We start from the raw sequence: 23,137 nt of genomic DNA on the forward strand, positions 1-23,137 counted from the left end.
ACGAGAACCCGACCGGACGAGAACGAATGGATCGCGTGGACCTGACACCCCCCACCGACGCCGTCGGCCGGCGTGCCGACGCGTACGCGACCGCGCCGCTGCTCAACTGCCTCCTGCGGGAAGTGGCAGAGCCCCTCCCGGGCACCGGGACCCGGCGTGTCCACCGGCTGCCCACCGGCCGCCTGCTTCGGCTGCGCGACGGCCGGCGACCCGCCGGACCCGAGCTGTACACGTCCGGAACCTGGCACCGGATCGGCCACACCGAACTGGTCAAACTCGTCGCCGAGGAACTGCGCCGGCACACCGGCCTGGCCGGAGGCGACCTGCCCGCCGAGATGATCGACAGCCGGGACGCCGTCGCCGCCCTGCTCACCGCGCGCGACCGGGCGACGCCACCCACGGACCCGTACCTGCTCTCCGAGCAGGCCCTGATCACCGGGCACCCCTGCCATCCGGCCCCCAAGGCGCGCGGCGGCGGTCCGGCGGCGGCCTGGCTGCCGTACGCGCCCGAGGCGCACGCCCGCTTCCCGCTGGTGCTGCTCGGCGTGCGCGAGGACCAGGTCGCCGAGGACGGCGACACCGCTGCCCTGGACGCCCTCGGCGCCGCCCCGCCCGGCTACCGGCTGCTCCCGGCCCATCCCTGGCAGCTCGACCTTGTCGCCCGCGACCTCGCCCCCGCCTTCGCCGACGGACGCCTGCTCCGCCTCGGCCGGACCCCGGACGACTTCTGGCCCACGGCGGCGGTCCGGACCCTGTACGAGCCCGCACGGGACCTGTTCCTCAAGTTCAGCCTCGACGTGCGGATCACCAACGACATCCGCCGGCTGTGGCGGCACGACCTGCTCCGGCTGCGCCGTACCGACGGGGCGGTGACCGGGGCCTTCAGGGCGCTCCCCGGCCCGGCGGCCTGGCTGAGCGACTGCGGCTACCGCACCGCCGCCTTCGCCTTCGAGGAACTCGCCGTCCTGGTCCGCGACGGCCTGCGCGGCCACCTCCTGCCCAGCGCCACCCCGCTGCTCGCGGCGGGCCTCGCCGAGGGTTTCGACGGCAGCCCCCTCGCCACCGCGGCCGACCCGGCGGCCTGGTGGCGCGCCTACCTGAGCCAGGTCGTCCCACCGGCGCTGACGGCCTTCGCCGAGTACGGGGTCGTCCTCGAGGCGCACCTGCAGAACACGCTCGTCGCCGTCGACGCGAGCGGCACCCCGGTCCAGGCCCTCTTCCGGGACGCCGAAGGCGCCAAGCTCCTCTCCGACGTCTCCCGCGAGGCGGGCTGGGAGCGGCTGGTGTACTGCCTGGTCGTCAACCATGTCTGCGAGATCGCCGCCGCCCTCTCCGAACACCACCCCGGGTTCGACCCCTGGCCCGCCGCCCGCGCGGAACTCTCCCGCCACCCCCTCCCCGAGATCCCCGCCCTCCTCACCACCCCCACCCTCCCCACCAAGACCAACCTCCTCCTCCGCTGGACCGGCGCCGACGGCGCGGCCGCGCAGTACCGGCCCCTGCCCAGCCCCTTGCGCGCGGTCTGACAAACCCGGGCCCACCGAAGCGCCCGAAGGGGCGGGGGCTGTTTCGATATGCGGCTCCGCCGCGCGGGCGCGACAAGCCACAACGCACCCGCGCTCTCTAGGCGGCCGCCACATTCCCTGCACCGCATACCCTGAACCCGTGCTACGCGACGTAACTGCTGTCCGATACGTAACCCCGCTGCGATCCGGCGGCTCCGTCCCCGCTGTCGTCGAGGCCGACGATCTCGGCACCTACGTCGTCAAGTTCACCGGCTCGGCGCAGGGCCACAAGGCGCTGGTCGCCGAGATCATCGTCGGCGAGCTGGCCCGCGCCCTCGGCCTCCGCTTCCCCGAACTGGTGCTCGTGCACTTCGACCCGGCCATCGCCGCCGGGGAGCCGCACCAGGAGGTGCGCGACCTGCACGGCGCCAGTGCGGGCCTCAACCTCGGCATGGACTTCCTGCCGGGCGCCCGCGACTTCACCCCCGAGGTCGCCCGGCACGTCACCGTCGACCCGCTGGAGGCCGGCCGGATCGTCTGGCTGGACGCGCTGACCGTCAACGTGGACCGTACGGTCCACAGCTCCAACCTCATGGTCTGGCCGACGTCCGGCATCGCGCGGCCCCGTCTGTGGCTCATCGACCACGGCGCCGCCCTGGTCTTCCACCACCGCTGGGACACCACCGCCCCGGGCCGCCGCTACGACTTCCGGCACCACGCGCTCGGCCCCTGCGGCCCCGACGTCCGGGCCGCCGACGCCGAACTCGCGCCCCGTGTCACCGAGGAGCTGCTGCGCGGGATCCTCGCCGAGGTGCCCGACGCCTGGCTGGCCGAGGACGCGGGCTTCGCCACGCCCGACGACGTACGGGACGCCTACGTCACCCATCTCCTCGCCCGCCTGGAGCGCTCACCTGAGTGGCTGCCCACCGATTTCCCCGGGCGGGACGCACTCGCCGCCGAGGACGCCGAACGCACCGCCAGGACCCGGCAGGGCCGTCCGGACTGGCTCAGACACGTCCCCGACCTGCACGGCAGGCCGGCCGCCGAGCGGGACTGGTCGACCCACCTGGGCTGAGGGCGGGGACGGCCGAGCGGCCCCGGGGACACGTCCCCGGGGCCGCTCGCCGTACTCCTCGCCGGGCGTCAGCCAGTGAGCTGCTCGTACGCCGGCAGGGTGAGGAAGTCGGCGTAGTCCTCGTCCAGGGACACCGTCAGCAGCAGGTCGTGCGCCTCCTGCCAGTGCCCGGCCGCGAAGGCCTGCTCGCCGATCTCCTCGCGGATGTTGGACAGTTCCTCGGCGGCGACCTTGCGGGCCAGCTCCGGCGTGGCCTCCTCGCCGTTCTCGAACTCCACGCCCGCGTTGATCCACTGCCAGATCTGGGAGCGGGAGATCTCCGCGGTGGCCGCGTCCTCCATCAGGTTGAAGATGGCGACCGCGCCGAGCCCCCGCAGCCACGCCTCGATGTACCGGATGCCGACCTGCACGGCGTTGACCAGGCCCGCGTACGTCGGCTTCGCCTCCAGCGAGTCGATCGCGATCAGGTCACCGGCCTCGACGTGCACGTCCTCGCGCAGCCGGTCCTTCTGGTTCGGCCTGTCGCCGAGGACCTTGTCGAAGGACTCCATGGCGATCGGGACCAGGTCCGGGTGGGCGACCCAGGAGCCGTCGAAGCCGTCACCGGCCTCGCGGTCCTTGTCGGCGCGGACCTTCTCGAAGGCCACCTTGTTGACCTCCGCGTCCCGGCGCGACGGGATGAACGCCGCCATACCGCCGATCGCGTGCGCACCGCGCTTGTGGCAGGTGCGGACGAGGAGTTCGGTGTACGCGCGCATGAACGGGGCCGTCATGGTGACCGCGTTGCGGTCCGGGAGGACGAACTTCGGGCCGCCGTCGCGGAAGTTCTTCACGATGGAGAACAGGTAGTCCCAGCGGCCTGCGTTCAACCCGGAGGCATGGTCGCGGAGTTCGTAGAGGATCTCCTCCATCTCGTACGCCGCGGTGATCGTCTCGATGAGGACGGTGGCCCGGACGGTGCCCTGCGGGATGCCGACGTAGTCCTGCGCGAAGACGAACACCTCGTTCCACAGGCGCGCTTCGAGGTGCGATTCGGTCTTCGGCAAGTAGAAGTACGGTCCCTTGCCGAGGTCCAGCAGGCGCTGGGCGTTGTGGAAGAAGTACAGGCCGAAGTCGACGAGGGCGCCGGGGACCGGCGTGCCGTCGGCGTCGACGAGGTGGCGCTCGGTGAGGTGCCAGCCGCGCGGGCGCATGACGACCGTCGCCAGCTCCTCGGCCGGCCGCAGGGCGTACGACTTGCCAGTGCGCTCGTCGGTGAAGTCGAGGGTGCGGGTGTAGGCGCCGATCAGGTTGAGCTGGCCGAGGACGACGTTCTCCCAGGTGGGCGCGGAGGCGTCCTCGAAGTCGGCGAGCCAGACCTTCGCCCCGGAGTTCAGGGCGTTGATGGTCATCTTGCGGTCGGTGGGGCCGGTGATCTCGACGCGCCGGTCGTTCAGCGCGGCCGGGGCCGGGGCGACCCGCCAGGAGTCGTCCGCGCGCACGGCGGCCGTCTCGGGCAGGAAGTCGAGCGTGGAGGTGCGGGCGATCTCGGCGCGTCGCTCGGCCCGGCGGGCGAGGAGTTCGTCACGGCGCGGGGTGAACCGCTGGTGCAGCTCCGCCACGAAGGCGAGCGCCGCGTCGGTGAGGACCTCGTCCTGGCGGGGCAGGGGCTCGGCGTCGACGATGGCCAGCGGGGACGGCGCTGGTGCGGACATGAGCTGTCACTTCCTTCAGCGGTGGCACCGGGTGCCAGGTGGCACGAATAGGGCGAACAGCGCCGGCTGTGCGGGCGGGCGCTTCTGAACAGTGGATAGTAGTTTCCTCATCGTGGAACTTCAATGGTTTGTTGATATCGAGATTCTCTGAGTCGAGGAAAGGTGGCGCTGGGTGCCACCCCGTTCACTCAAGGTGGCCCAGATCTGCCTCGGTGTCGATGTCGTAGGGCTCGGCCGCGTCGGCGCACTCCACCAGCCTGACCGCCGCCGCGTGCTCCCGCAGGTAGGCGCGCGCCCCGCGGTCGCCGGTCGCCGTCGCCGCGATGCCCGCCCAGTGGGCCGCGCCGAGGAGCACGGGATGCCCGCGTACGCCGTCGTAGGCGGCCGAGACGAGCGAGGAGTCGTTCTCGAAGGCGCCGAGTACCCGGGAGACCGCCGCCGGCCCGATGCCCGGCTGGTCGACCAGGCTCACGAGGGCCGCGCGTACGCCCGTACCGGCGAGGGAGCCGAGACCCGCGCGCAGGGAAGACCCCATGCCGCTCGCCCACGCGGGGTTGTCGACGAGCACGCAGCCGTCCAGTTCGGCCCGCTCCCGGACCTCCGCCGCCTGCGCGCCCAGCACGACGTGCACCGTCCCGCACCCTGCTGCCCGCAGCACCTCGACGGCGTGCTCCACCAGGAGCCGCCCCCGGTGCTCCAGCAGCGCTTTCGGCCGCCCGCCGAGCCGTCGTCCCCCGCCGGCGGCGAGCAGCAGCCCGGCGATCTCCCCGTGTCCGTCCCGGTGATCCGTCATGCGTCCTGCATACCGGACCCGCGCTCACGGCAGACGGCTTCGATGGGCTGAATTTCGGTCCGCGCTGTGGCGCTCCCGGACGCCGTGGCGTTTACTGACCCGCGCACGACGGAGTGTCAGGGGGAGGGCTGTGTTGCGGAGCTTGGGGCAGAGGCCAGTGACCGGCAGCGACGAGGACCCGCGCGTGGCGGAACTGCGGACCGCCGTGTCCCGGCTGCGCCGGGAACTCGCCGCGATACCCTCCGAGTTCCCCGACCGGGCCATAGCCGAGGACGAACTGGCGGCCCTCGCCGCGATGGCCGCGGGCGGCGCCCCCGAGATCCCCCGCCTGCGCGGTTCCCTGTTACTGGTGGCCGGCGCCATCGGCTCGGTGAGCGCCCTGTCCCGAGGCCTCTCGGACGTCAAACAGGCAGTGGACCTCTTCGGCGAACCCCCGGGACCTTGAAAGCGCCGGGTGCCTGGTCCAACCAAAAGGGGTGCGGGGCTGTATCGATCTGCGGCTCCGCCGCAGGGCGCGACAAGCCACGAAGCACCCGCACCCGCCCACGCTCAGGGCCCCCACCCCCTCAGGCGCCCCGAACCGATCAGGCCCCGGAACTGGCCAACGCCTGAGACAGCTCCAGCGCGACCTCATGCAACAGCGGAACGATCTTCTCCGTAGCCGCCTCGGTGACCCGTCCCGCCGGCCCGGAGATCGAGATCGCCGCCGCCGTCGGAGACTCCGGCACGGACACCGCGAGGCACCGCACCCCGATCTCCTGCTCGTTGTCGTCGACGGCGTACCCGGCCTGCCGTACCTCCTCCAGAGCCGCCAGGAACCCCTCCGCTGTGGTGATCGTCTTGTCCGTCGCCGCCGGCATCCCCGTGCGCGCGAGCAGCGCCCGCACCTCGTGGTCCGGCGTGCTCGCCAGCAGCGCCTTGCCGACGCCCGTGGAGTGCGGCAGCACCCGCCGGCCCACCTCGGTGAACATCCGCATCGAGTGCTTCGACGGCACCTGCGCCACGTAGACGATCTCGTCGCCGTCCAGCAGGGCCATGTTGGCGGTCTCGCCGGTCTCCTCGACGAGCCGGGCCAGGTAGGGCCGGGCCCAGGTGCCGAGCAGCCGGGAGGCCGACTCGCCGAGCCGGATCAGCCGGGGCCCGAGCGCGTACCGGCGGTTGGGCTGCTGGCGCACGTAGCCGCAGGCGACCAGGGTGCGCATCAGCCGGTGGATGGTCGGCAGGGGCAGCCCGCTGGACGCGGACAGCTCGCTCAGGCCCACCTCGCCCCCCGCGTCCGCCATCCGCTCAAGCAGGTCGAAGGCGCGCTCCAGGGACTGGACCCCGCCGCCGGCGGAGGTCTTGGCGGAGTCGGTGGTGCTGGCGCTGGACGTCGGCACGGCACGTTCCTTTCGGGACTGGCGGGGAGGGCAGAAGCCTACCCGGCAGTCGGTTGACTCCCTGATTGTACGTAGCTACGTTCTGCGTACCGGAATTCTAATTCCGCCTTGTGGAAACGTCCAGAGTTAGCGGCCGCCGCCTCCCGCTCGGAAGTGTGCCCCTTGACGGCGGACGGGCGGGAGTGAAGACTCCTTCAACAGAACGTTGAAGTCCGTTACGTGGATCTACATCCGCATATCAAGGCGTTTTCCGGGCGGCAACGGCGGTGGAGAAAGGGGTTCGGGTGTCCGACGCTGAACTGGTGCTGCGCTCGACGCGGGTCATCACTCCGGAAGGGATGCGGGCCGCCACGGTCACCGTCACCTCCGGGAGGATCACGGCCGTACTGCCGTACGACGCCGAGGTGCCGGCCACGGCCCTGCTGGAGGACGTCGGCGACCACGTGCTGCTGCCCGGCCTCGTCGACACCCACGTCCACGTCAACGACCCCGGCCGCACCGAGTGGGAGGGCTTCTGGACCGCCACGCGCGCCGCGGCGGCCGGCGGCATCACCACCCTGGTCGACATGCCGCTGAACTCCCTCCCGCCGACCACGACGGTCGACCACCTGGACGTCAAGCGCGCGGTCGCCGCCGACAAGGCGCACATCGACGTCGGCTTCTGGGGCGGCGCCCTGCCCGACAACGTCAAGGACCTGCGCCCGCTGCACGACGCCGGGGTCTTCGGCTTCAAGTGCTTCCTGTCCCCGTCCGGCGTGGACGAGTTCCCGCACCTGGACCAGGAGCAGCTCGCCCGCTCGCTGGCCGAGATCGCCGGCTTCGGCGGCCTGCTCATCGTGCACGCCGAGGACCCGCACCACCTCGCCGCCGCGCCGCAGCACGGCGGCCCCAAGTACGCCGACTTCCTCGCCTCCCGTCCGCGCGACGCCGAGGACACCGCGATCGCCGCGCTCATCGCGCAGGCCCGGCGGTTCGACGCCCGTGTGCACATCCTGCACCTGTCCTCCAGCGACGCGCTGCCGATGATCGCCGCCGCCCGCGCCGAGGGCGTCCGGGTCACCGCGGAGACCTGCCCGCACTACCTCACCCTGACCGCCGAGGAAGTCCCCGACGGCGCGAGCGAGTTCAAGTGCTGCCCGCCGATCCGCGAGGCCGCCAACCAGGACCTGCTCTGGGAGGCGCTCGCCGACGGCACCATCGACTGCGTGGTCACCGACCACTCGCCGTCCACCACCGACCTGAAGACCGACGACTTCGCCACCGCCTGGGGCGGCATCTCCGGCCTCCAGCTCAGCCTCTCCGCCGTATGGACCGAGGCCCGCAGGCGCGGTCACACCCTGGAGGACGTCGTCCGCTGGATGTCCGCGCGGACCGCGGACCTGGCCGGCCTCGGTGCCGTCAAGGGCGCCATCGCGCCCGGCCACGACGCCGACTTCGCCGTGCTCGCCCCCGACGAGACGTTCACCGTCGACCCGGCCGGCCTCCAGCACCGCAACCGCGTCACCGCCTACGCCGGCAAGACCCTGCACGGCGTCGTCAAGTCCACCTGGCTGCGCGGCGAGCGCATCGTCGCCGAGGGCGAGTTCACCGAGCCGAAGGGCACGCTGCTCACCCGCCCCCAGTAAGCCACCGAGGCCACCCGGCCGACCGACGTGCAGAAAGGAATCCCTGATCACCGTGACGGCGATACCGACTTTCACCGGCGACGCGAACCCCTACGGAGGCGGTGACCCGTACGCGGACTACCGCACCGCCGACTTCCCCTTCACCCAGTACGCCAACCTCGCCGACCGGCAGCTCGGCGCCGGTGTCATCGCCGCCAACGACGAGTTCTTCGCCCAGCGGGAGAACCTGCTGGTGCCCGAGCGCGCCGAGTTCGACCCCGAGCACTTCGGGCACAAGGGCAAGATCATGGACGGCTGGGAGACCCGCCGCCGGCGCGGTGTGTCCGCCGAGCACCCGTGGCCGACCGCCGAGGACCACGACTGGGCGCTGGTCCGGCTCGGGGCGCCCGGGGTGATCCGCGGGATCGTCGTCGACACGGCCCACTTCCGCGGCAACTACCCGCAGGCCGTGTCCGTCGACGCCGCGTCCGTACCCGGCTCGCCGTCCCCGGAGGAACTGCTCGGCGACGACGTGAAGTGGACGACCCTCGTGCCGCGCACCGCCGTCGGCGGCCACGCCGCCAACGGCTTCGCCGTCTCGGTCGAGCAGCGCTTCACCCACCTGCGCGTCAACCAGCACCCCGACGGCGGCATCGCCCGCCTGCGCGTGTACGGCGAGGTCGTCCCGGACCCGCAGTGGCTGGGCGTCCTCGGCGCCTTCGACGTGGTCGCCCTGGAGAACGGCGGCCAGGTGGAGGACGCCTCCAACCTCTTCTACTCGCCGGCCACCAACACCATCCAGCCGGGCCGCTCCCGCAAGATGGACGACGGCTGGGAGACGCGCCGCCGCCGCGACCAGGGCAACGACTGGATCCGCTACCGGCTGGCCGCCCAGTCCGAGATCCGCGCGGTCGAGATCGACACCGCCTACCTGAAGGGCAACAGTGCGGGCTGGGCGTCGGTGTCGGTGAAGGACGGCGAGAGCGGCGAGTGGCGCGAGGTCCTCCCGCGCACCCGCCTCCAGCCCGACACCAACCACCGCTTCGTCCTCCCGGCCCCGGCCGTCGGCACCCACGCGCGCGTGGACATCTACCCCGACGGCGGCATCTCCCGCCTCCGCCTGTTCGGCTCCCTGACGGAACAGGGCACCACCGCCCTCACGGCCCGCCACCAGGAACTCGGCGGCTGACGGGCCCTCACACGTGGGGCGCACCGGCCTGGACAGCACTGGCGCGCCCCACCCCGGCCACCCGCCCCCGCACACCGGCCACACGGCCCCTCACCGGAACCGCGGTGAGGAGCGAGGCGCGCGGGTGCCGGCCTCAGGCCGCGTGCCCGCCGTCGACGGCGAACTCCGCGCCCGTGACGTACGCCGCGTCCGGGCCGGCCAGGTGGGTGACCGTGGCGGCCACCTCGTCGGCCGTCCCGAACCGGCCCAGCGCGGTCATCCCGGCCTGCCCGGCCGCGTAGGGGCCGTCCGCCGGGTTCATGTCCGTGTCCGTCGGGCCCGGGTGGACGATGTTCGCCGTGATGCCGCGCCCGCCCAGCTCCCGGGCCAGCGCCTTGGTCAGGCCGACCAGCGCCGCCTTGCTCATGGCGTACAGGGTCCCGCCGGGCCCGGGCACCCGCTGCGTCATGCACGTGCCAACCGTGACGATGCGGCCACCGGACGGCATGCGCGCGGCCGCCGCCTGCGAGGCCAGGAACACCCCGCGCACGTTCACGGCGAGCACCCGGTCGACGTCCGCCACGGTGAGCGTGTCCAGCGGTCCCAGCACACCGATGCCCGCGTTGTTCACGAGCACGTCGAGGCCGCCGAGCGCCTCCGCCGTACGCGCAACCGCGTCCGCCGTCTCCACCGGGTCGGCCGCGTCCGCGCGCAGGGCCACCGCGCGGCGCCCCAGCGCCTCCACGGCCCGAACGACGTCCTCGGCCGCCTCCTTGCCGTTCACGTAGGTCACCGCCACGTCGGCGCCCGCGCGCGCGAGCCGCAGTGCCGTGGCCGCCCCGATGCCCCGGCTGCCGCCGGTGACCAGGGCCGTCCTGCCGTACAGAGATCCTCGAGTCGTTGTCATGCCGTCCATCCCAGCGGGCCGGGGCACGGAGTGCTGGCGGCCGGCGGACATCGATCTCGGCGTGAGTGGAACTCTTGACTCCACCTTCGGCGTTCTTCCCCCGTGACCCTTCAGCAAGAGATCGTCGGCAGCGCCATGCAGATGGCGGTCGTCAACCTGTACCCCGGCCAGACCGTCTACTGCGAGGCCGGGAAGTTCCTGTTCAAGACCACGAACGTGACCATGGAGACCCGTCTGTCCGGGCCGTCGGGCGGCGGCCCGCAGCAGGGCGGCTCCGGCGCGGGCGGCGGCATGGGCGGCATGCTCCGCCAGGCGATGGGCACCGCCATGCAGGCCGGCCAGCGCATGCTCGCCGGCGAGTCGCTCGCCTTCCAGTACTTCAGCGCCCAGGGCGGCGAGGGCACCGTCGGCTTCGCCGGTGTGCTCCCCGGGGAGATGCGCGCCCTGGAACTTGACGGCACGCGCGCGTGGTTCGCCGAGAAGGACGCCTTCGTGGCAGCCGAGTCCACCGTCGACTTCGGCATCGCCTTCCAGGGCGGCCGCACCGGCATGAGTGGCGGCGAGGGCTTCGTCCTGGAGAGGTTCACCGGCCGCGGCACCGTGATCATCGCCGGCGCCGGCAACTTCATCGACCTGAACCCGGCCGACTTCGGCGGCCGCATCGAGGTCGACACCGGCTGTGTCGTCGCCTTCGAGGAGGGCATCCAGTACGGCGTCCAGCGCGTCGGCGGCCTCAACCGCCAGGGCCTCATGAACGCCGTGTTCGGCGGCGAGGGCCTGTCCCTGGCCACCCTGGAGGGCAACGGCCGGGTCATCCTGCAGTCCCTCACCATCGAGAGCCTCGCCAACGCGCTGCGGAAGGCCCAGGGCGGCGACAAACAGGGGCCGACCGGAGGACTGTTCTCCACCCACGCCGGCTGAACCGATGAGTTGCGGGGCCGGGCGGGGTCTGAGCTGATGACAACGGACCCCGCACCCGGAAGAAGGTACCCGCCATGGGCAAGCTCGTCTCCACCATCTTCGTCACCCTCGACGGCGTCTACCAGGCGCCCGGCGGCCCCCAGGAGGACACCAGCGGCGGCTTCGACCAGGGCGGCTGGAGCTTCACCTACGGCGACGAGGACTTCGGCGCCTTCGTCACCGAGGTCTTCGGCCAGGTGGGCGCCTTCCTCCTCGGCCGCCGCACGTACGACATCTTCGCCTCCTACTGGCCGAGGATGACCGACCCGGCCGACCCGATCGCCTCCAGACTGAACGCGCTGCCGAAGTACGTCGTCTCCTCCACCCTGACCGCCCCCGAGTGGTCCGGCACCACCGTGGTCGGCGGCGACCTCGCCAAGGAGGTCGCCGCCCTCAAGGAGCGCACCGAGGGCGAACTCCAGGTCCACGGCAGCGGCGCCCTGGTCCGCTCCCTGATCGACCTGCGGCTCCTCGACACCCTGCACCTGGCGACGTTCCCCGTCGTCCTCGGCGCCGGCCGCCGCCTGTTCACGGACGGCGCGCTCCCCACCCGCTTCCGCCACACCGGCGGCCGAATCACCCGCTCCGGCATCTCCATCCAGTCGTACGACCTGGCGGGCGCCCCCGAGTACGGCTCCTACGACCTCCCCGAAAACGCCTAGCCGGAGATCACCACCACGGGTACGGTGATCGTCCCCGCGCGAGCCGCCGACGTCTGCGCACCCCGCACGCAGACCGGGAGAGCCGCCCCCATGACGTCGATCGCCGTACCCGGCACGCTCAGGCCCGCGCGTGCCCGGCACACCGACCTGCCCCTCCTGCTCGTCGCCGTGTGCTGGGGTGCCAGCTATCTCGCCGCGAAGGACATCACCACCACCCGCACGGTGCTCGCCGTCCTGGTGCTGCGCTTCGCGCTCGTCCTGCCCGTCCTGGTTGTCGCCGGGCACCGGGCCCTGCGCGCGCTGACGGCGGCGCAGTGGCGCGGCGCGGTCCTGCTCGGGCTGATCCTCAGCGGAATCTTCCTGCTGGAGACCTACGGAGTGGTGCACACCTCGGCGACCAACGCGGGCCTGATCATCAGCCTCACCATGATCTTCACCCCGCTCGCCGAGTCCGCCGTCACCCGGTCCCGGCCCACCCCGGCCTTCCTCGGCGCGGCCGCCCTCTCGGTGCTCGGCGTGGCCCTGCTCACCCAGAACGGCGGCTTCACCCGCCCCGGCCCCGGCGACCTCCTCATGCTGCTCGCCGCGCTCGCCCGCACCCTGCACGTCCTCACGATGTCCCGGCTGCGGTCAGTACGGGGCGCGGGAGCGCTGCCGCTCACCACGGTGCAGCTCGGCACCGCCGTCGCCGTCTTCGCGGCCCTGTCGGCCGCCCGGGGAGCCTCGCCGTGGGCGACGGCGGCCGGCTTCGGCGCGGGGGAGTGGACCGGACTGCTGTTCCTGGCCGCGCTGTGCACGCTGTTCGCGTTCTTCGTGCAGATGTGGGCGGTCCGCCGGACCTCGCCGTCCCGGGTCGGCCTGCTGCTCGGCACCGAGCCGCTGTGGGCCGCCGCGGCCGGCCTCGCCCTCGGCGGCGACCGGCTCGGCGCGACGGGTCTCGCGGGCGGGGTGCTGGTGCTGGCGGGGACCGCGTGGGGACGCCGGACGGCGGCGTGAGTCGTGGAGGCCGCGGCCAAGTCGCGGAGTCGGCGGGTGAAGTCGCGGGAGCGGCGGGTGAAGTCGCGGAAACCTCACGGGACTTGCCGGGGAACTCTTCATTCCTCGCATTGACGTGCCCACGTCTACGCGCGTCATCATGAGGTCATGAGATTCCCCCCACGCATCACCCGCGCCGGCGCCTCGGCCGCGCTGCTGTCCGCCCTCCTCGTCGGCGGGGCCGTCACCGCCCCGGCCGCGGACGCCGCGGCCGCGTCCGTCGGCAGCGTCTGCTACGGCGACCTGCCCACGCAGGCCCACGACACCCTGGACCTCATCGACCGGGGCGGCCCCTTCCCCTACTCCCAGGACGGGACCGTCTTCCAGAACCGGGAGGGCGTCCTGCCGTCGCAGTCGTCCGGCTATTACCACGAGTACACGGTGATCACCCCGGGCTCGCCCACGCGCGGCGCCCGGCGCGTCGTCACCGGTGAGGAACACCAGGAGGACTACTACAGCGCCGACCACTACGACACGTTCGCCCGCATCGACTTCGGCTGCTGAGCCGGCCCCCGCCCCGCGGCCTCCCCCACCCTCGGCCGCGGGGCGGGCCGTGTCCCGCGCCGGTACGGCCTTCGCCGCCACGGGCCCATCGAAAGTCCCTCGCGGACCGACTTTGGTCGACGATGACGAGCCCTGAGCAGCCGCAGACGCCTTCGGTCTCTAGATTGGTCGGCTGTGAGAGGTGACACGCCGCAGCAGGCCACGGGCTACGCGGAACCCGTCCGGCGCTGGATGTTCCCGTCCGCCGTACTGCACGAACTGGACGCCGGACCCGGCACCGGCACGGCCGGCCGCCGCCCCCGGCGCACCGCCCGCGACTGGATCGTCGACGTGTGCTGCTACCTGCTGGTCTGGGCGCTGTTCGCGGTGTCCGTCCAGTCCGTCCTCGACACGCCCGGCCTGCCCGGCCCCCTGGTGGTCCTCGACCTGACCCTGGGCGCGCTGTCCTGCCAGGCCGTCTGGCTGCGCCGCCGCTGGCCCGTCGGACTCGCCGTCGCGATGATCCCGGTCGGCTTCGCGTCCGACACTGCGGGCGGCGTCTGCCTGGTCGCCCTGTTCACCGTCGCCGTACACAGGCCGCTGCGGTACGTCGGCTGGATCGCCGGCGCCCAGCTGCTCCTCGTACCGCTGTTCTACTGGCTGCGTCCGGAACCGGACCTGCCGTACGTGGGCGCGGTCGCGTTCGCCCTGCTGCTGACCGTGTCCGTCGTCGGCTGGGGCATGTTCGTGCGCTCCAAGCGGCAGCTCATGCTCAGCCTCCGTGACCGGGCCCGGCGTGCCGAGACGGAGGCCCGGCTGCGGGCCGAGCAGGCGCAGCGGCTGGCCCGCGAGGACATCGCCCGCGAGATGCACGACGTCCTGGCTCACCGGCTCACCCTGCTGAGCGTGCACGCGGGCGCCCTGGAGTTCCGCCCGGACGCGCCCCGCGAGGAGATCGCTCGGGCGGCCGGCGTCATCCGGGAGAGCGCCCACGAGGCGCTGCAGGACCTGCGGGAGATCATCGGCGTCCTCCGGGCCGGCGAGTCCGACGACGCGGCCGGGGGACGCCCGCAGCCGACGCTCGTCGGGCTGGACGCGCTGGTCGCCGAGTGCCGGGACGCGGGCATGAAGGTGACCCTGGACCTGCGCGTGCCCGACCCCGCGGCGGTCCCCGCCTCCCTGGGACGCACGGCCTACCGCATCGCCCAGGAGGCCCTGACCAACGCCCGCAAACACGCCCCCGGCACGGAGGTCTCCCTCACCGTCACCGGCACCCCCGGCGACGCCCTGACGATCACGGTCACCAACCCCGCTCCCGAGACCGACGTACCGCACGTCCCCGGGTCCGGTCAGGGTCTGATCGGCCTCACCGAACGGGCCACCCTGGCCGGCGGCCGGCTCGACCACGGACCGACACCGGCCGGCGGCTTCCGGGTGCGGGGCACGCTGCCGTGGGGCGGCTGAGCCTGGTTCGGCGATGGGCTACCGCACGTCCGAGGCGTACGGCCGCGGCAGGGCCTTCTCGCGCTTCCTGCGTCGCGCGAGTACCACCAGGTCGACCGCCGCCACCAGCGCCAGGACCCCGCAGATGCCACAGACCCACCAGAGCGAGTCGTCCGACGGGTGGTCCTCCGGTGTCGACCCGGACGCCCACACCCCGAAGCCCGCGGACGCCGCCGCGAACAGCGGGAAGAAGAAGCCGGACAGCGCCATCCGCAGGCCGAGCGCGCTGCGCGCCACTACCGGCTCGGTGCCGGAGCGCGCCCGGCGGTGTCCGGATCCGCTTGTCCCGTTCACATGATCAGCTCGCTTCACGCCCCGCCGAGTACCCCGGGCGCCGCCGGCGAGTCCCCGTGCCTGGAGTGGCCTGGACAGGAGGCTGAACAAGCGTTTAACATTCTGTACATGCGTTCAAACCGTGACGACCGGACGACCCGCGCGGTCATTCGCGACGAGGCACTGCGGCTGTTCGCCGCGAGCGGCCCCGACGCGGTGACCGTGCGGCAGATCGCCGGCGCCGCCGGCGTCTCGCCCGCCCTGGTCGTGCACCACTTCGGCTCGAAGGGCGGGCTGCGCCAGGCCGTCGACCAGTACGTGCTGGACGTCTTCGAGGGCCTACTCGGCGAGATGACCGGGGAGGGCGGACCCGACCTGCTCGCCCCGGACGCGGCAGCCGGTTCGCTCAGCGAGGCCTTCGCCCGGCACCTCCCGGACGACTCGCCGCTGCCCGGCTACCTGCGCCGGCTCCTGCTGTCCGACACCGACGCGGGACGGCAGCTGTTCCAGCGGCTGTTCGAGCTGAGCAAGGCCGCGCTGCACGGCCTCGTGGCGGCGGGCATGGCCTCGCCCGGCCGGGACCCGGAGGTTCGCGCCGCACTGCTGCTCGCCAACGACCTGGCCCTGTTCCTGCTGCGCGACCGCCTCCGGGAAGTCCTCGGCACCGACCCGCTGTCGGCCGCCGGCATGGCCCGCTGGGCCCCGGAACTGCTCACCGTCTACGCCGGCGGGCTGAACGCGCCCCCACAGGAACCGCAAGGAGAAGCCCCCTAGGGAGACCGCGCATGGAGCCCAGCTCGACCACCGCGCCGCCCGCCGTACTTCAGGCCCGCGACCTGCACAAGTCCTATCGCAAGCACGCCGTCCTGCGGGGCGCCGACCTCACCGTCGTCCCCGGACAACTCGTCGGTGTCGTGGGGGAGAACGGCGCCGGCAAGTCCACCCTCCTCAAGATTCTCGCCGGCACCCTGCCCGCGGACCGCGGTGAGGTCCTGCTCTCCGGCGGCCTCGGCTACTGCCCGCAGTACCCGGTGGTCAACGCGAGCCTCACCGTCGAACAGCACCTGCGCTACTTCGCCGCCGCCCACCGCCTCCCCGACCTGGAGCGCGGCCGTGAACTCGTCCGCCTCCTCGGCTACGAGCAGTACCTGGACTCCGCGGCCGGTGAGCTGTCCGGCGGCACCCGGCAGAAACTCAACCTCACCCTCGCCCTGCTCCACGACCCGGACGTGCTGCTCCTCGACGAGCCCTACCAGGGCTTCGACTGGGAGACCTACCTGCGGTTCTGGGACCTCGTCGAGGGCCTGCGGGCGCGCGCCAGGGCCGTCGTCATCATCACCCATCTCGTCTTCGAGCAGGACCGTTTCGACCTGCTGGCCGACCTCACCGACGGCCGGCTCACCCCGCGCGCGGCAGTACGGAAGGAGCACCATGCCGACGCCTGACGCCCTCGGCCTCCGGTCCCCGTACGGCCAGTTCCCCACCGCACTCAGGTTCTGCGTGCGGGACCAGACGCGCAACCGGCTCGCCGGGCTGCTGCTCGTCCTCTTCGTCCCCGCCTGGTACCTGATGATGGACGCCATGGCCGGGCCCAAGCCGCTGGACTTCAAGCTGTACTCCACCGGCCGGCTGCTGCACGTGGACGGCGGGCACCTCACCCTCATCTCGGCCGGGCTCAACTCGGTCACGATGATCGCCGGGTTCGTCGTCTTCGACGCGGTGCGCAAGGCGCTCGTCTTCGACCGGCGCCTGGTCTTCGCCGGGTACCGGCAGTCCACGCTCATCGGCGCCAAGACCCTCGCCGTCGCCGCCGTCGCCGTCACCATCGCGCTCTACACGGCACTGGCCATGCTGGGCTTCTGGCGGCCGGGCGCGGCCGGCTGGTTCGCCGTACTGACCGGCTTCGCAGTCATCGCCCTGACCTACGGCGCCCTCGGGCTCCTCCTCGGCGTCCTGGTCAAACGGGACCTGGAAGGGTTCTTCCTGATCATCATGGGCGGTCTGATGGACACGTTCCTGCAGAACCCGCTGGGCAACCCGCTCGCCAACAAGCCCGTCCTGCAGTGGTTCCCGTCGTTCGGGCCCATGCAGTTCGCCGTCGGCGGAGCCTTCGGGCACACCGCGCTGTGGGGGCACCTCGCCCTGGGGCCGGCCTGGGCGGCCGGCTTCAGCGCGATCGGACTGGTCATCTTCCGGATCCGGACCCGCGACCGGAGCCACTCGGCCCGGCGTCCACCGCACCGCCCGCCGTCCGCGTGATTTCGTAGCCCCATGACTGCGACCGCGATCCGGCTCCTCCTCGTCGACGACGACCCGCTCGTGCGGGCCGGGCTGGCCCTGATGATGGGCGGGGCCGGTGACATCGAGATCGTCGGGGAGGCCGGCGACGGCGACGAGGTCGTCGCCCTGGTCGACCGGACCCGGCCGGACGTCGTCCTCATGGACATCCGCATGCCCTCCGTGGACGGCCTGACCGCCACCCGGCGGCTGCGCGAACGGGAGAACGCGCCCCAGGTCGTGGTGCTGACCACCTTCCACACCGACGACCTGGTGCTGCGGGCCCTGCGCGCGGGCGCCGCCGGCTTCGTGCTCAAGGACACCCCGCCCGCCGAGATCGTCCAGGCCGTGCGCCGTGTCGCGGCCGGCGAGCCGGTGCTGTCGCCGGCCGTCACCCGTCGGCTGATGCGCCACGCGGCCGGGACCACCGGCGCCGACACGCGCCGGGCACGCGCGCGTGAACGGCTCGCCGAACTCAACGACCGGGAGAGCGAGGTGGCCGTCGCCGTCGGCCGTGGCCTCGCCAACGCCCAGATCGCCGCCGAACTCTTCATGAGCGTGGCCACCGTCAAGACCCACGTCTCCCGCATCCTGGCCAAACTCGGCCTCAACAACCGCGTCCAAGTGGCCCTGTTGGCGTACGACGCGGGATTCCTGGAGGAGAGCGGGGACGGCGGGCACTAACCGGGGGGCCCGGGCGTTCTCGAACCAGCAGGCGGTCTGTGGGAGGGACCCGCAGGCGTCCTGAGGGGGAACGCATGGAGCGAGTGACCGACCTGGAGGAGTTCGGCGACGCCTTCCGCCGCGACCCGCATCCGGTGTACGCGCGACTGCGTGAGCGCGGCCCCGTCCACCGCGTCCGGCTGCCGGCCTCCGACGGCGGCCACGAGGTCTGGCTGGTCGTCGGATACGAGGAGGCGCGCGCCGCCCTCGCCGACCCCCGGCTGGCCAAGGACGGAACGAAGATCGGTGCGACCCCGCTCGACGAGGAACTGATCGGCAAGTACCTGCTGGTCACCGACCCGCCCCAGCACACCCGCCTGCGCGCCCTGGTCACACGCGCGTTCACCATGCGCCGGGTGGCCGCACTGCGCCCGAGGATCGAGCTGATCACCGCCGACCTGCTCGACGACATGCTGCCGCGCGGCCGCGCCGACCTGATGGAGTCCCTCGCCTACCCCCTGCCGATCACCGTCATCTGCGAGCTGCTCGGCGTGCCCGAGATGGACCGCGCCGCATTCCGGAAGATCTCCACCGAGGTGGTCGCGCCCAGCAGCGCCGAGAGCGAGTACGACGCCACCGTCCGCCTCGGCGAGTACCTCACGGAACTCATCGAGGACAAGCGGTGCGCCGGCCCCACCGGCGACCTGCTGTCCGACCTGGTCCGCACCACCACCGAGGACGGCGACCGGCTCTCCCCGCGAGAACTGCGCGGCATGGCCTTCCTGCTGCTGGTCGCCGGCCACGAGACCACCGTCAACCTGATCGGCAACGGCGTCCTGACCCTCCTCCGTCACCCCGACCAACTGGCCGCGCTGCGGGCCGACATGAGCCTCCTGGACGGCGCCGTCGAGGAGATCCTGCGCTACGAGGGCCCGGTGGAGAACGCCACGTACCGCTTCGCGGCCGAGCCGCTGGAGATCGGCGGCAGCGCGATAGCCGAGGGGGAGTGGGTGATCGTCGGCCTCTCCGCCGCCCAGCGCGACGCCGCCCGCTACGCCGAACCGGACCGCTTCGACCTCCGCCGGGACACCCGCGGCCACCTCGCCTTCGGCCACGGCATCCACTACTGCCTGGGCGCCCCGCTCGCCCGCCTGGAGGCCCGCACAGTCCTCGCCGCCCTCCTGACCAGGGCCCCTGACCTCACCCTGGACGGCCCCCCGGGCCCCTGGCTGCCGGGCACACTCATGCGGGGGGTACGCACGCTGCCGGTGCGGTGGTAGGCCGGGGGCCGACGTGGTCGTAGGGCCGTCGCCAGTGCGCCGGTCTCGCGGCGCCGGCCGTCTCAGGCCGTTTCCCCCTGTGGTCCGGCGCCCTCGATCTCCGCGAGGGGGACCGGTCTGCGCTCGCGGCGGGACAGCTCGCAGGCCTCCGAGATCCGGAGCGCCCGCAGGGCCTCGCCGCCGTCGCACGGGTTGGACCGCTCACCGTTCAGCACCTCGACGAAGGCATTCAGCTCGGCCTCGTACGCCGGCCCGAACCGCTCCAGGAACCCGGTCCACGGCTTGTCCGCGGCCGGCGGACCGCCCGGCTCGGTGGAGGCGATCGGCGTACGGTCGTCCAGGCCGACCACCACCGTGTCCCGCTCCCCGGCCAGCTCCATCCGCGCGTCGTACCCGGCGCCGTTCAGCCGTGCGGCCGTAGCCACGGCCAGCGTGCCGTCGTCCAGCGTCAGCACGGCCGCCCCGGTGTCGACGTCGCCACTCTCGCGGAACATCGCGGGCCCGGCGTCCGACCCGGTGGCGCGCACCTCGACGACCTCGCGGCCCGTCACCCAGCGCAGCGCGTCGAAATCGTGGATCAACGTGTCCCGGAACAGCCCGCCGGACAGCGGCAACCACTCCGCGGGCGGAGGGGACTGGTCGCAGGTCGTCGCCCGCACCGTGTGCAGCCGGCCGAGCCGACCCGAGCGCACCGCCTCCCGCGCGCCCGCGTAGCCCGCGTCGAACCGCCGCTGGAAGCCCATCTGCAGCACCGTGCCGGCCGCGGCCACCTCGGCGAGCGCCTGCAGCGTCCCCGGCACGTCCAGGGCGATGGGCTTCTCGCAGAACACCGGCAGGCCCGAGCGTGCTGCCCGACCGATCAGTTCGGCGTGGGCGGCCGTCGCCGTGGTGATCACCACCGCGTCCACGCCCCACTTGAAGATCTCGTCCACCCCGGGCGCCGCCGTCTCGCCGAGCCGGTGGGCCAGCGCCTGCGCCCGCGCCGGATCCGCGTCCGTGAGGATCAGCGACCCGACCTCGCGGTGACGGCTGAGCGTTCTCGCATGGATGGTGCCGATCCGGCCCGTACCGATGACCCCGATGCGCATGGAAACAAAGTGAGGGCCGACACCGCACCCTGTCAATGCGTATGTCCGGACAATCGGACTACACGACTTCCCGTCAACCGTGCACGGAGCTACGCTCGGCCCGTGCCGAAACCAGATGTGGACCCGACCGTGTCGCTCGACCTCAGTGTGGACCGCAGTTCCCCGGTCCCGTTGTACTTCCAGCTCTCCCAGCAGCTGGAGGCCGCCATCGAGCACGGCAGCCTCACCCCCGGCAGTCTCCTCGGCAACGAGATCGAGCTGGCCGCGCGCCTCGGCCTGTCCCGGCCGACCGTCCGCCAGGCCATCCAGTCCCTCGTCGACAAGGGCCTCCTGGTCCGCCGCCGGGGCGTCGGCACCCAGGTCGTGCACAGCCAGGTCAAACGCCCCCTGGAGCTGAGCAGCCTCTACGACGACCTGGAGGCGGCCGGCCAGCGCCCTGCCACCAAGGTCCTGGTCAACGCGGTCGTGCCGGCCTCCGCGGAGATCGCCGCCGCGCTCGGCGTCGCCGAGGGCAGCGACGTCCACCGCGTCGAACGGCTGCGCCTCGCGCACGGTGAGCCGATGGCCTACCTGACCAACCACCTGCCGCCCGCCCTGCTCGACCTGGACACCCACCAGCTGGAGACGACCGGCCTGTACCGGATGATGCGCTCGGCCGGCATCACCCTGCACAGCGCCCGCCAGTCCATCGGCGCCCGCGCCGCCACCCCCGCGGAGGCCGAGCGCCTCGCCGAACCCGACGGCGCCCCCCTCCTCACCATGCAGCGCACCACCTTCGACGACACCGGCCGCGCCGTGGAACACGGCAACCACACCTACCGCCCCACCCGCTACGCCTTCGAATTCCAACTCCTGGTCCGCCCCTGACGTCAGGACAACAGAACAAGGCCGGGTGCAGCATGCCCCGAAAGGGGCGCGGGGCTGTGTCTATATGCGGCTCCGCCGCGTGGGCGCGACAAGCCACAAGGCACCCGCACCCGACAACGCTCCGCCCGTCCCCCCACCCCACCACCCGACGCCCAGCGCGAGCGTGAGGCACAATCGGTCAACGATGAGCACCTATCGCGACCTGACCGCCCCCATAGGCTCCCGCCGAGCCCCGGTCCTGCGCACCGCCGGCACCAGGGAACGCCGCTCCCACCTGACCGCCCCCCGCGTGCCGACGGTCGGCATCGACATCGGCGGCACCAAGGTCATGGCAGGCGTGGTCGACGCCGACGGCAACATCCTGGAGAAACTCCGCGCGGAGACCCCGGACAAGTCCAAGAGCCCCCAGGTCGTCGAGGACACCATCGTCGAACTGGTCCTGGACCTCTCCGACCGCCACGACGTGCACGCCGTCGGCATCGGAGCCGCCGGCTGGGTCGACGCCGACCGCAACCGCGTCCTGTTCGCGCCCCACCTCTCCTGGCGCAACGAGCCCCTGCGCGACCGGCTCAGCGGCCGCCTCTCCGTGCCGGTCCTCGTGGACAACGACGCCAACACCGCCGCCTGGGCGGAGTGGCGCTTCGGTGCCGGCCGCGGCGAGGACCACCTGGTCATGATCACGCTCGGCACCGGCATCGGCGGCGCGATCCTGGAGGACGGCCAGGTCAAGCGCGGCAAGTACGGCGTCGCCGGTGAGTTCGGCCACATGCAGGTCGTCCCCGGCGGCCACCGCTGCCCGTGCGGCAACCGCGGCTGCTGGGAGCAGTACAGCTCCGGCAACGCCCTCGTCCGCGAGGCGCGCGAGCTGGCCGCCGCCGACTCACCCGTGGCGTACGGGATCATCGAGCACGTCAAGGGCAGCATCGGCGACATCACCGGACCGGTGATCACCGAGCTGGCCCGCGAGGGCGACGCGATGTGCGTGGAGCTGCTCCAGGACATCGGCCAGTGGCTCGGCGTCGGCATCGCCAACCTCGCGGCCGCCCTCGACCCCTCCTGCTTCGTGATCGGCGGCGGTGTCAGCGCCGCCGACGACCTGCTCATCGGACCCGCCCGGGACGCCTTCAAGCGCCACCTCACCGGCCGCGGCTACCGCCCCGAGGCCCGCATCACCCGCGCCCAGCTCGGCCCCGAGGCGGGCATGGTGGGAGCCGCCGACCTGGCCCGGCTGGTCGCCCGCCGGTTCCGCCGGGCCAAGCGGCGCCGCGTGGAGCGGTTCGAGCGCTACGAGCGGTACGGCCAGGCCCGCCGCACCCGGGACACCGCGTGATCGCCTCGCTGCCGCGCCAGGCGACACCCCCGGACGAGCCGCCGCGGCCGCCCGAGAAGCCGCGCCACACGGCCGGGCGCCGGGCGCTGACCCTGCTGATCATCGTGCTGCTCATCGGCGTGCCCGCCGGTTACCTGGTGATCTCCGCCAACCAGAGCAGGGACAGCGGCAAGGACAAGGAGGACAAGTACTCCGCGACCGGCCTCACCCCGGGCTGGCCGTCCAGGCTGCAGCGCCGCCTGTACGAGGTCACGGTCCCGCACCCGGCCGATCACATCGCCTACTACGAGACCAACAACTGGAAGACCAGCCGCCTGTACGCGCAGTTCCGCACGAACAGCGCCGGCCTGGACAGCTTCCTGGAGTCCATGGGCGTCCGCCGGGACCAGCTGAAGAAGAACGACATCGCCATCAGCTCCCGCGACCAGCAGGTCTCCGGCTGGCACTTCACCGGGCCCGGCCCCTGGTCCGGGCTGACCCACGACCAGAAGAACCCGGCGCCCACCCAGGACGTCGTCGTAAACATGTCCGACCCGAACTACCCGATGGTGTACGTGGTCTCCCGCACGATCCCGTGACGGCCGCCCGGCC

General features: G+C 72.7%; 24 protein-coding genes. 18 read left to right on the forward strand and 6 right to left on the reverse strand.

The genetic code is table 11. The annotated features are described in order from the left end of the window. Positions 1 to 26 precede the first annotated feature (26 nt). Complete coding sequence (locus ABZ854_RS07710) at positions 27 to 1,526, forward strand: IucA/IucC family protein (protein ID WP_361205857.1); 1,500 nt, start codon at positions 27 to 29, stop codon at positions 1,524 to 1,526. A gap of 139 nt (positions 1,527 to 1,665) precedes the next feature. Continuing rightward, positions 1,666 to 2,580 carry a HipA family kinase gene (locus ABZ854_RS07715; protein WP_361205860.1) on the forward strand — a complete coding sequence of 305 codons (915 nt, stop codon included), beginning with the start codon at positions 1,666 to 1,668 and terminating at the stop codon, positions 2,578 to 2,580. A gap of 68 nt (positions 2,581 to 2,648) precedes the next feature. Here the strand turns inward: ABZ854_RS07715 and aceB are convergent, their stop codons facing one another. Beyond that, entirely contained in the window at positions 2,649 to 4,274 is a 1,626-nt protein-coding gene (gene aceB / locus ABZ854_RS07720) for a malate synthase A (protein ID WP_361205863.1), read from the reverse strand. Between the two features lie 184 nt (positions 4,275 to 4,458). Next, complete coding sequence (locus ABZ854_RS07725; RefSeq protein WP_361205866.1) at positions 4,459 to 5,067, reverse strand: nucleotidyltransferase family protein; 609 nt, start codon at positions 5,065 to 5,067, stop codon at positions 4,459 to 4,461. A gap of 130 nt (positions 5,068 to 5,197) precedes the next feature. Here ABZ854_RS07725 and ABZ854_RS07730 point away from each other — a divergent pair, with 130 nt between their 5' ends. Next, positions 5,198 to 5,512 carry a DUF5955 family protein gene (locus ABZ854_RS07730; protein WP_361205869.1) on the forward strand — a complete coding sequence of 105 codons (315 nt, stop codon included), beginning with the start codon at positions 5,198 to 5,200 and terminating at the stop codon, positions 5,510 to 5,512. A 139-nt stretch (positions 5,513 to 5,651) separates the two neighbouring features. On the opposite strand, the gene ABZ854_RS07735 is transcribed toward ABZ854_RS07730, so the two are convergent. Beyond that, entirely contained in the window at positions 5,652 to 6,446 is a 795-nt protein-coding gene (locus tag ABZ854_RS07735; protein ID WP_361205872.1) for an IclR family transcriptional regulator, read from the reverse strand. Positions 6,447 to 6,730: 284 nt separating this feature from the next. Between ABZ854_RS07735 and allB the strand changes: the two genes are divergently transcribed. Next, the gene (allB, locus tag ABZ854_RS07740) at positions 6,731 to 8,071 is read left to right on the forward strand and encodes an allantoinase AllB (RefSeq protein ID WP_361205875.1); all 1,341 of its coding nucleotides are present in this window, start codon (positions 6,731 to 6,733) and stop codon (positions 8,069 to 8,071) included. 52 nt (positions 8,072 to 8,123) lie between these two features. Next, positions 8,124 to 9,239 carry an allantoicase gene (alc, locus tag ABZ854_RS07745; RefSeq protein ID WP_361205878.1) on the forward strand — a complete coding sequence of 372 codons (1,116 nt, stop codon included), beginning with the start codon at positions 8,124 to 8,126 and terminating at the stop codon, positions 9,237 to 9,239. Between the two features lie 133 nt (positions 9,240 to 9,372). Here alc and ABZ854_RS07750 read toward each other — a convergent pair whose 3' ends face one another. Continuing rightward, positions 9,373 to 10,125 (reverse strand): SDR family oxidoreductase, encoded by a 753-nt coding sequence (locus ABZ854_RS07750; RefSeq protein ID WP_361205881.1) that lies wholly within the window; start codon positions 10,123 to 10,125, stop codon positions 9,373 to 9,375. A 102-nt stretch (positions 10,126 to 10,227) separates the two neighbouring features. Here ABZ854_RS07750 and ABZ854_RS07755 point away from each other — a divergent pair, with 102 nt between their 5' ends. The 5 genes from ABZ854_RS07755 (at position 10,228) to ABZ854_RS07775 (ending at position 14,729) form a co-directional block, all read left to right on the forward strand. Further along, positions 10,228 to 11,046, forward strand: coding sequence for an AIM24 family protein (locus ABZ854_RS07755; RefSeq protein WP_361205884.1), 819 nt, complete (start codon positions 10,228 to 10,230; stop codon positions 11,044 to 11,046). 74 nt (positions 11,047 to 11,120) lie between these two features. Next, a complete protein-coding gene (locus ABZ854_RS07760; RefSeq protein ID WP_361205887.1) occupies positions 11,121 to 11,747 on the forward strand; it encodes a dihydrofolate reductase family protein in 627 nt (208 codons plus the stop codon). Positions 11,748 to 11,837: 90 nt separating this feature from the next. Beyond that, positions 11,838 to 12,743 carry a DMT family transporter gene (locus ABZ854_RS07765; protein WP_361205890.1) on the forward strand — a complete coding sequence of 302 codons (906 nt, stop codon included), beginning with the start codon at positions 11,838 to 11,840 and terminating at the stop codon, positions 12,741 to 12,743. A gap of 147 nt (positions 12,744 to 12,890) precedes the next feature. Then, positions 12,891 to 13,286, forward strand: coding sequence for a ribonuclease domain-containing protein (locus ABZ854_RS07770; protein ID WP_361205892.1), 396 nt, complete (start codon positions 12,891 to 12,893; stop codon positions 13,284 to 13,286). A gap of 231 nt (positions 13,287 to 13,517) precedes the next feature. Continuing rightward, positions 13,518 to 14,729, forward strand: a complete 1,212-nt coding sequence (locus tag ABZ854_RS07775) for a histidine kinase (RefSeq protein ID WP_361206298.1) — start codon at positions 13,518 to 13,520, stop codon at positions 14,727 to 14,729. A gap of 18 nt (positions 14,730 to 14,747) precedes the next feature. Here the strand turns inward: ABZ854_RS07775 and ABZ854_RS07780 are convergent, their stop codons facing one another. Then, positions 14,748 to 15,080, reverse strand: coding sequence for a DUF6343 family protein (locus ABZ854_RS07780; RefSeq protein ID WP_361205895.1), 333 nt, complete (start codon positions 15,078 to 15,080; stop codon positions 14,748 to 14,750). A gap of 90 nt (positions 15,081 to 15,170) precedes the next feature. Here ABZ854_RS07780 and ABZ854_RS07785 point away from each other — a divergent pair, with 90 nt between their 5' ends. The 5 genes from ABZ854_RS07785 (at position 15,171) to ABZ854_RS07805 (ending at position 19,261) form a co-directional block, all read left to right on the forward strand. Continuing rightward, on the forward strand, positions 15,171 to 15,815 hold the full coding sequence (locus ABZ854_RS07785; protein ID WP_361205898.1) for a helix-turn-helix domain-containing protein: 645 nt from the start codon (positions 15,171 to 15,173) through the stop codon (positions 15,813 to 15,815). An 11-nt stretch (positions 15,816 to 15,826) separates the two neighbouring features. Continuing rightward, positions 15,827 to 16,486: an ABC transporter ATP-binding protein gene (locus tag ABZ854_RS07790; RefSeq protein WP_361205901.1), complete on the forward strand. Its 660-nt coding sequence runs from the start codon at positions 15,827 to 15,829 to the stop codon at positions 16,484 to 16,486. Beyond that, entirely contained in the window at positions 16,473 to 17,300 is an 828-nt protein-coding gene (locus tag ABZ854_RS07795; RefSeq protein WP_361205904.1) for a hypothetical protein, read from the forward strand. Before ABZ854_RS07790 ends, ABZ854_RS07795 begins: the two co-directional genes overlap by 14 nt. Positions 17,301 to 17,312: 12 nt before the next feature. Next, positions 17,313 to 18,002 carry a response regulator transcription factor gene (locus ABZ854_RS07800; RefSeq protein ID WP_361205907.1) on the forward strand — a complete coding sequence of 230 codons (690 nt, stop codon included), beginning with the start codon at positions 17,313 to 17,315 and terminating at the stop codon, positions 18,000 to 18,002. 74 nt (positions 18,003 to 18,076) lie between these two features. Continuing rightward, complete coding sequence (locus ABZ854_RS07805; protein ID WP_361205910.1) at positions 18,077 to 19,261, forward strand: cytochrome P450; 1,185 nt, start codon at positions 18,077 to 18,079, stop codon at positions 19,259 to 19,261. A gap of 62 nt (positions 19,262 to 19,323) precedes the next feature. On the opposite strand, the gene ABZ854_RS07810 is transcribed toward ABZ854_RS07805, so the two are convergent. Further along, positions 19,324 to 20,349: a Gfo/Idh/MocA family oxidoreductase gene (locus tag ABZ854_RS07810; protein ID WP_361205913.1), complete on the reverse strand. Its 1,026-nt coding sequence runs from the start codon at positions 20,347 to 20,349 to the stop codon at positions 19,324 to 19,326. Between the two features lie 129 nt (positions 20,350 to 20,478). Between ABZ854_RS07810 and ABZ854_RS07815 the strand changes: the two genes are divergently transcribed. The 3 genes from ABZ854_RS07815 to ABZ854_RS07825 all read left to right on the forward strand — a co-directional run bounded on the left by ABZ854_RS07815 (position 20,479) and on the right by ABZ854_RS07825 (position 23,124). Then, complete coding sequence (locus tag ABZ854_RS07815) at positions 20,479 to 21,216, forward strand: GntR family transcriptional regulator (protein ID WP_361206300.1); 738 nt, start codon at positions 20,479 to 20,481, stop codon at positions 21,214 to 21,216. Between the two features lie 184 nt (positions 21,217 to 21,400). Further along, positions 21,401 to 22,546, forward strand: a complete 1,146-nt coding sequence (locus ABZ854_RS07820; protein ID WP_361205916.1) for an ROK family glucokinase — start codon at positions 21,401 to 21,403, stop codon at positions 22,544 to 22,546. Beyond that, on the forward strand, positions 22,543 to 23,124 hold the full coding sequence (locus tag ABZ854_RS07825) for a sugar kinase (RefSeq protein ID WP_361205919.1): 582 nt from the start codon (positions 22,543 to 22,545) through the stop codon (positions 23,122 to 23,124). The genes ABZ854_RS07820 and ABZ854_RS07825 overlap by 4 nt, the downstream gene beginning before the upstream one ends. Positions 23,125 to 23,137: the final 13 nt, after the last annotated feature.

Origin of the sequence: Streptomyces sp. NPDC047028 (assembly GCF_040644095.1) — a bacterium.
GTDB lineage: Bacteria > Actinomycetota > Actinomycetes > Streptomycetales > Streptomycetaceae > Streptomyces.

What these genes read in the sequence shown, in the direction of transcription:
- ABZ854_RS07710 (WP_361205857.1), top strand. Translation starts at nt 27, where the DNA reads ATGGATCGCGTGGACCTGACACCCCCCACCGACGCCGTCGGCCGGCGT.
- aceB (WP_361205863.1), bottom strand. Translation starts at nt 4,274, where the DNA reads ATGTCCGCACCAGCGCCGTCCCCGCTGGCCATCGTCGACGCCGAGCCC.
- ABZ854_RS07725 (WP_361205866.1), bottom strand. Translation starts at nt 5,067, where the DNA reads ATGACGGATCACCGGGACGGACACGGGGAGATCGCCGGGCTGCTGCTC.
- ABZ854_RS07750 (WP_361205881.1), bottom strand. Translation starts at nt 10,125, where the DNA reads ATGACAACGACTCGAGGATCTCTGTACGGCAGGACGGCCCTGGTCACC.
- ABZ854_RS07760 (WP_361205887.1), top strand. Translation starts at nt 11,121, where the DNA reads ATGGGCAAGCTCGTCTCCACCATCTTCGTCACCCTCGACGGCGTCTAC.
- ABZ854_RS07765 (WP_361205890.1), top strand. Translation starts at nt 11,838, where the DNA reads ATGACGTCGATCGCCGTACCCGGCACGCTCAGGCCCGCGCGTGCCCGG.
- ABZ854_RS07770 (WP_361205892.1), top strand. Translation starts at nt 12,891, where the DNA reads ATGAGATTCCCCCCACGCATCACCCGCGCCGGCGCCTCGGCCGCGCTG.
- ABZ854_RS07775 (WP_361206298.1), top strand. Translation starts at nt 13,518, where the DNA reads ATGTTCCCGTCCGCCGTACTGCACGAACTGGACGCCGGACCCGGCACC.
- ABZ854_RS07785 (WP_361205898.1), top strand. Translation starts at nt 15,171, where the DNA reads ATGCGTTCAAACCGTGACGACCGGACGACCCGCGCGGTCATTCGCGAC.
- ABZ854_RS07790 (WP_361205901.1), top strand. Translation starts at nt 15,827, where the DNA reads ATGGAGCCCAGCTCGACCACCGCGCCGCCCGCCGTACTTCAGGCCCGC.
- ABZ854_RS07795 (WP_361205904.1), top strand. Translation starts at nt 16,473, where the DNA reads ATGCCGACGCCTGACGCCCTCGGCCTCCGGTCCCCGTACGGCCAGTTC.
- ABZ854_RS07800 (WP_361205907.1), top strand. Translation starts at nt 17,313, where the DNA reads ATGACTGCGACCGCGATCCGGCTCCTCCTCGTCGACGACGACCCGCTC.
- ABZ854_RS07805 (WP_361205910.1), top strand. Translation starts at nt 18,077, where the DNA reads ATGGAGCGAGTGACCGACCTGGAGGAGTTCGGCGACGCCTTCCGCCGC.
- ABZ854_RS07810 (WP_361205913.1), bottom strand. Translation starts at nt 20,349, where the DNA reads ATGCGCATCGGGGTCATCGGTACGGGCCGGATCGGCACCATCCATGCG.
- ABZ854_RS07820 (WP_361205916.1), top strand. Translation starts at nt 21,401, where the DNA reads ATGAGCACCTATCGCGACCTGACCGCCCCCATAGGCTCCCGCCGAGCC.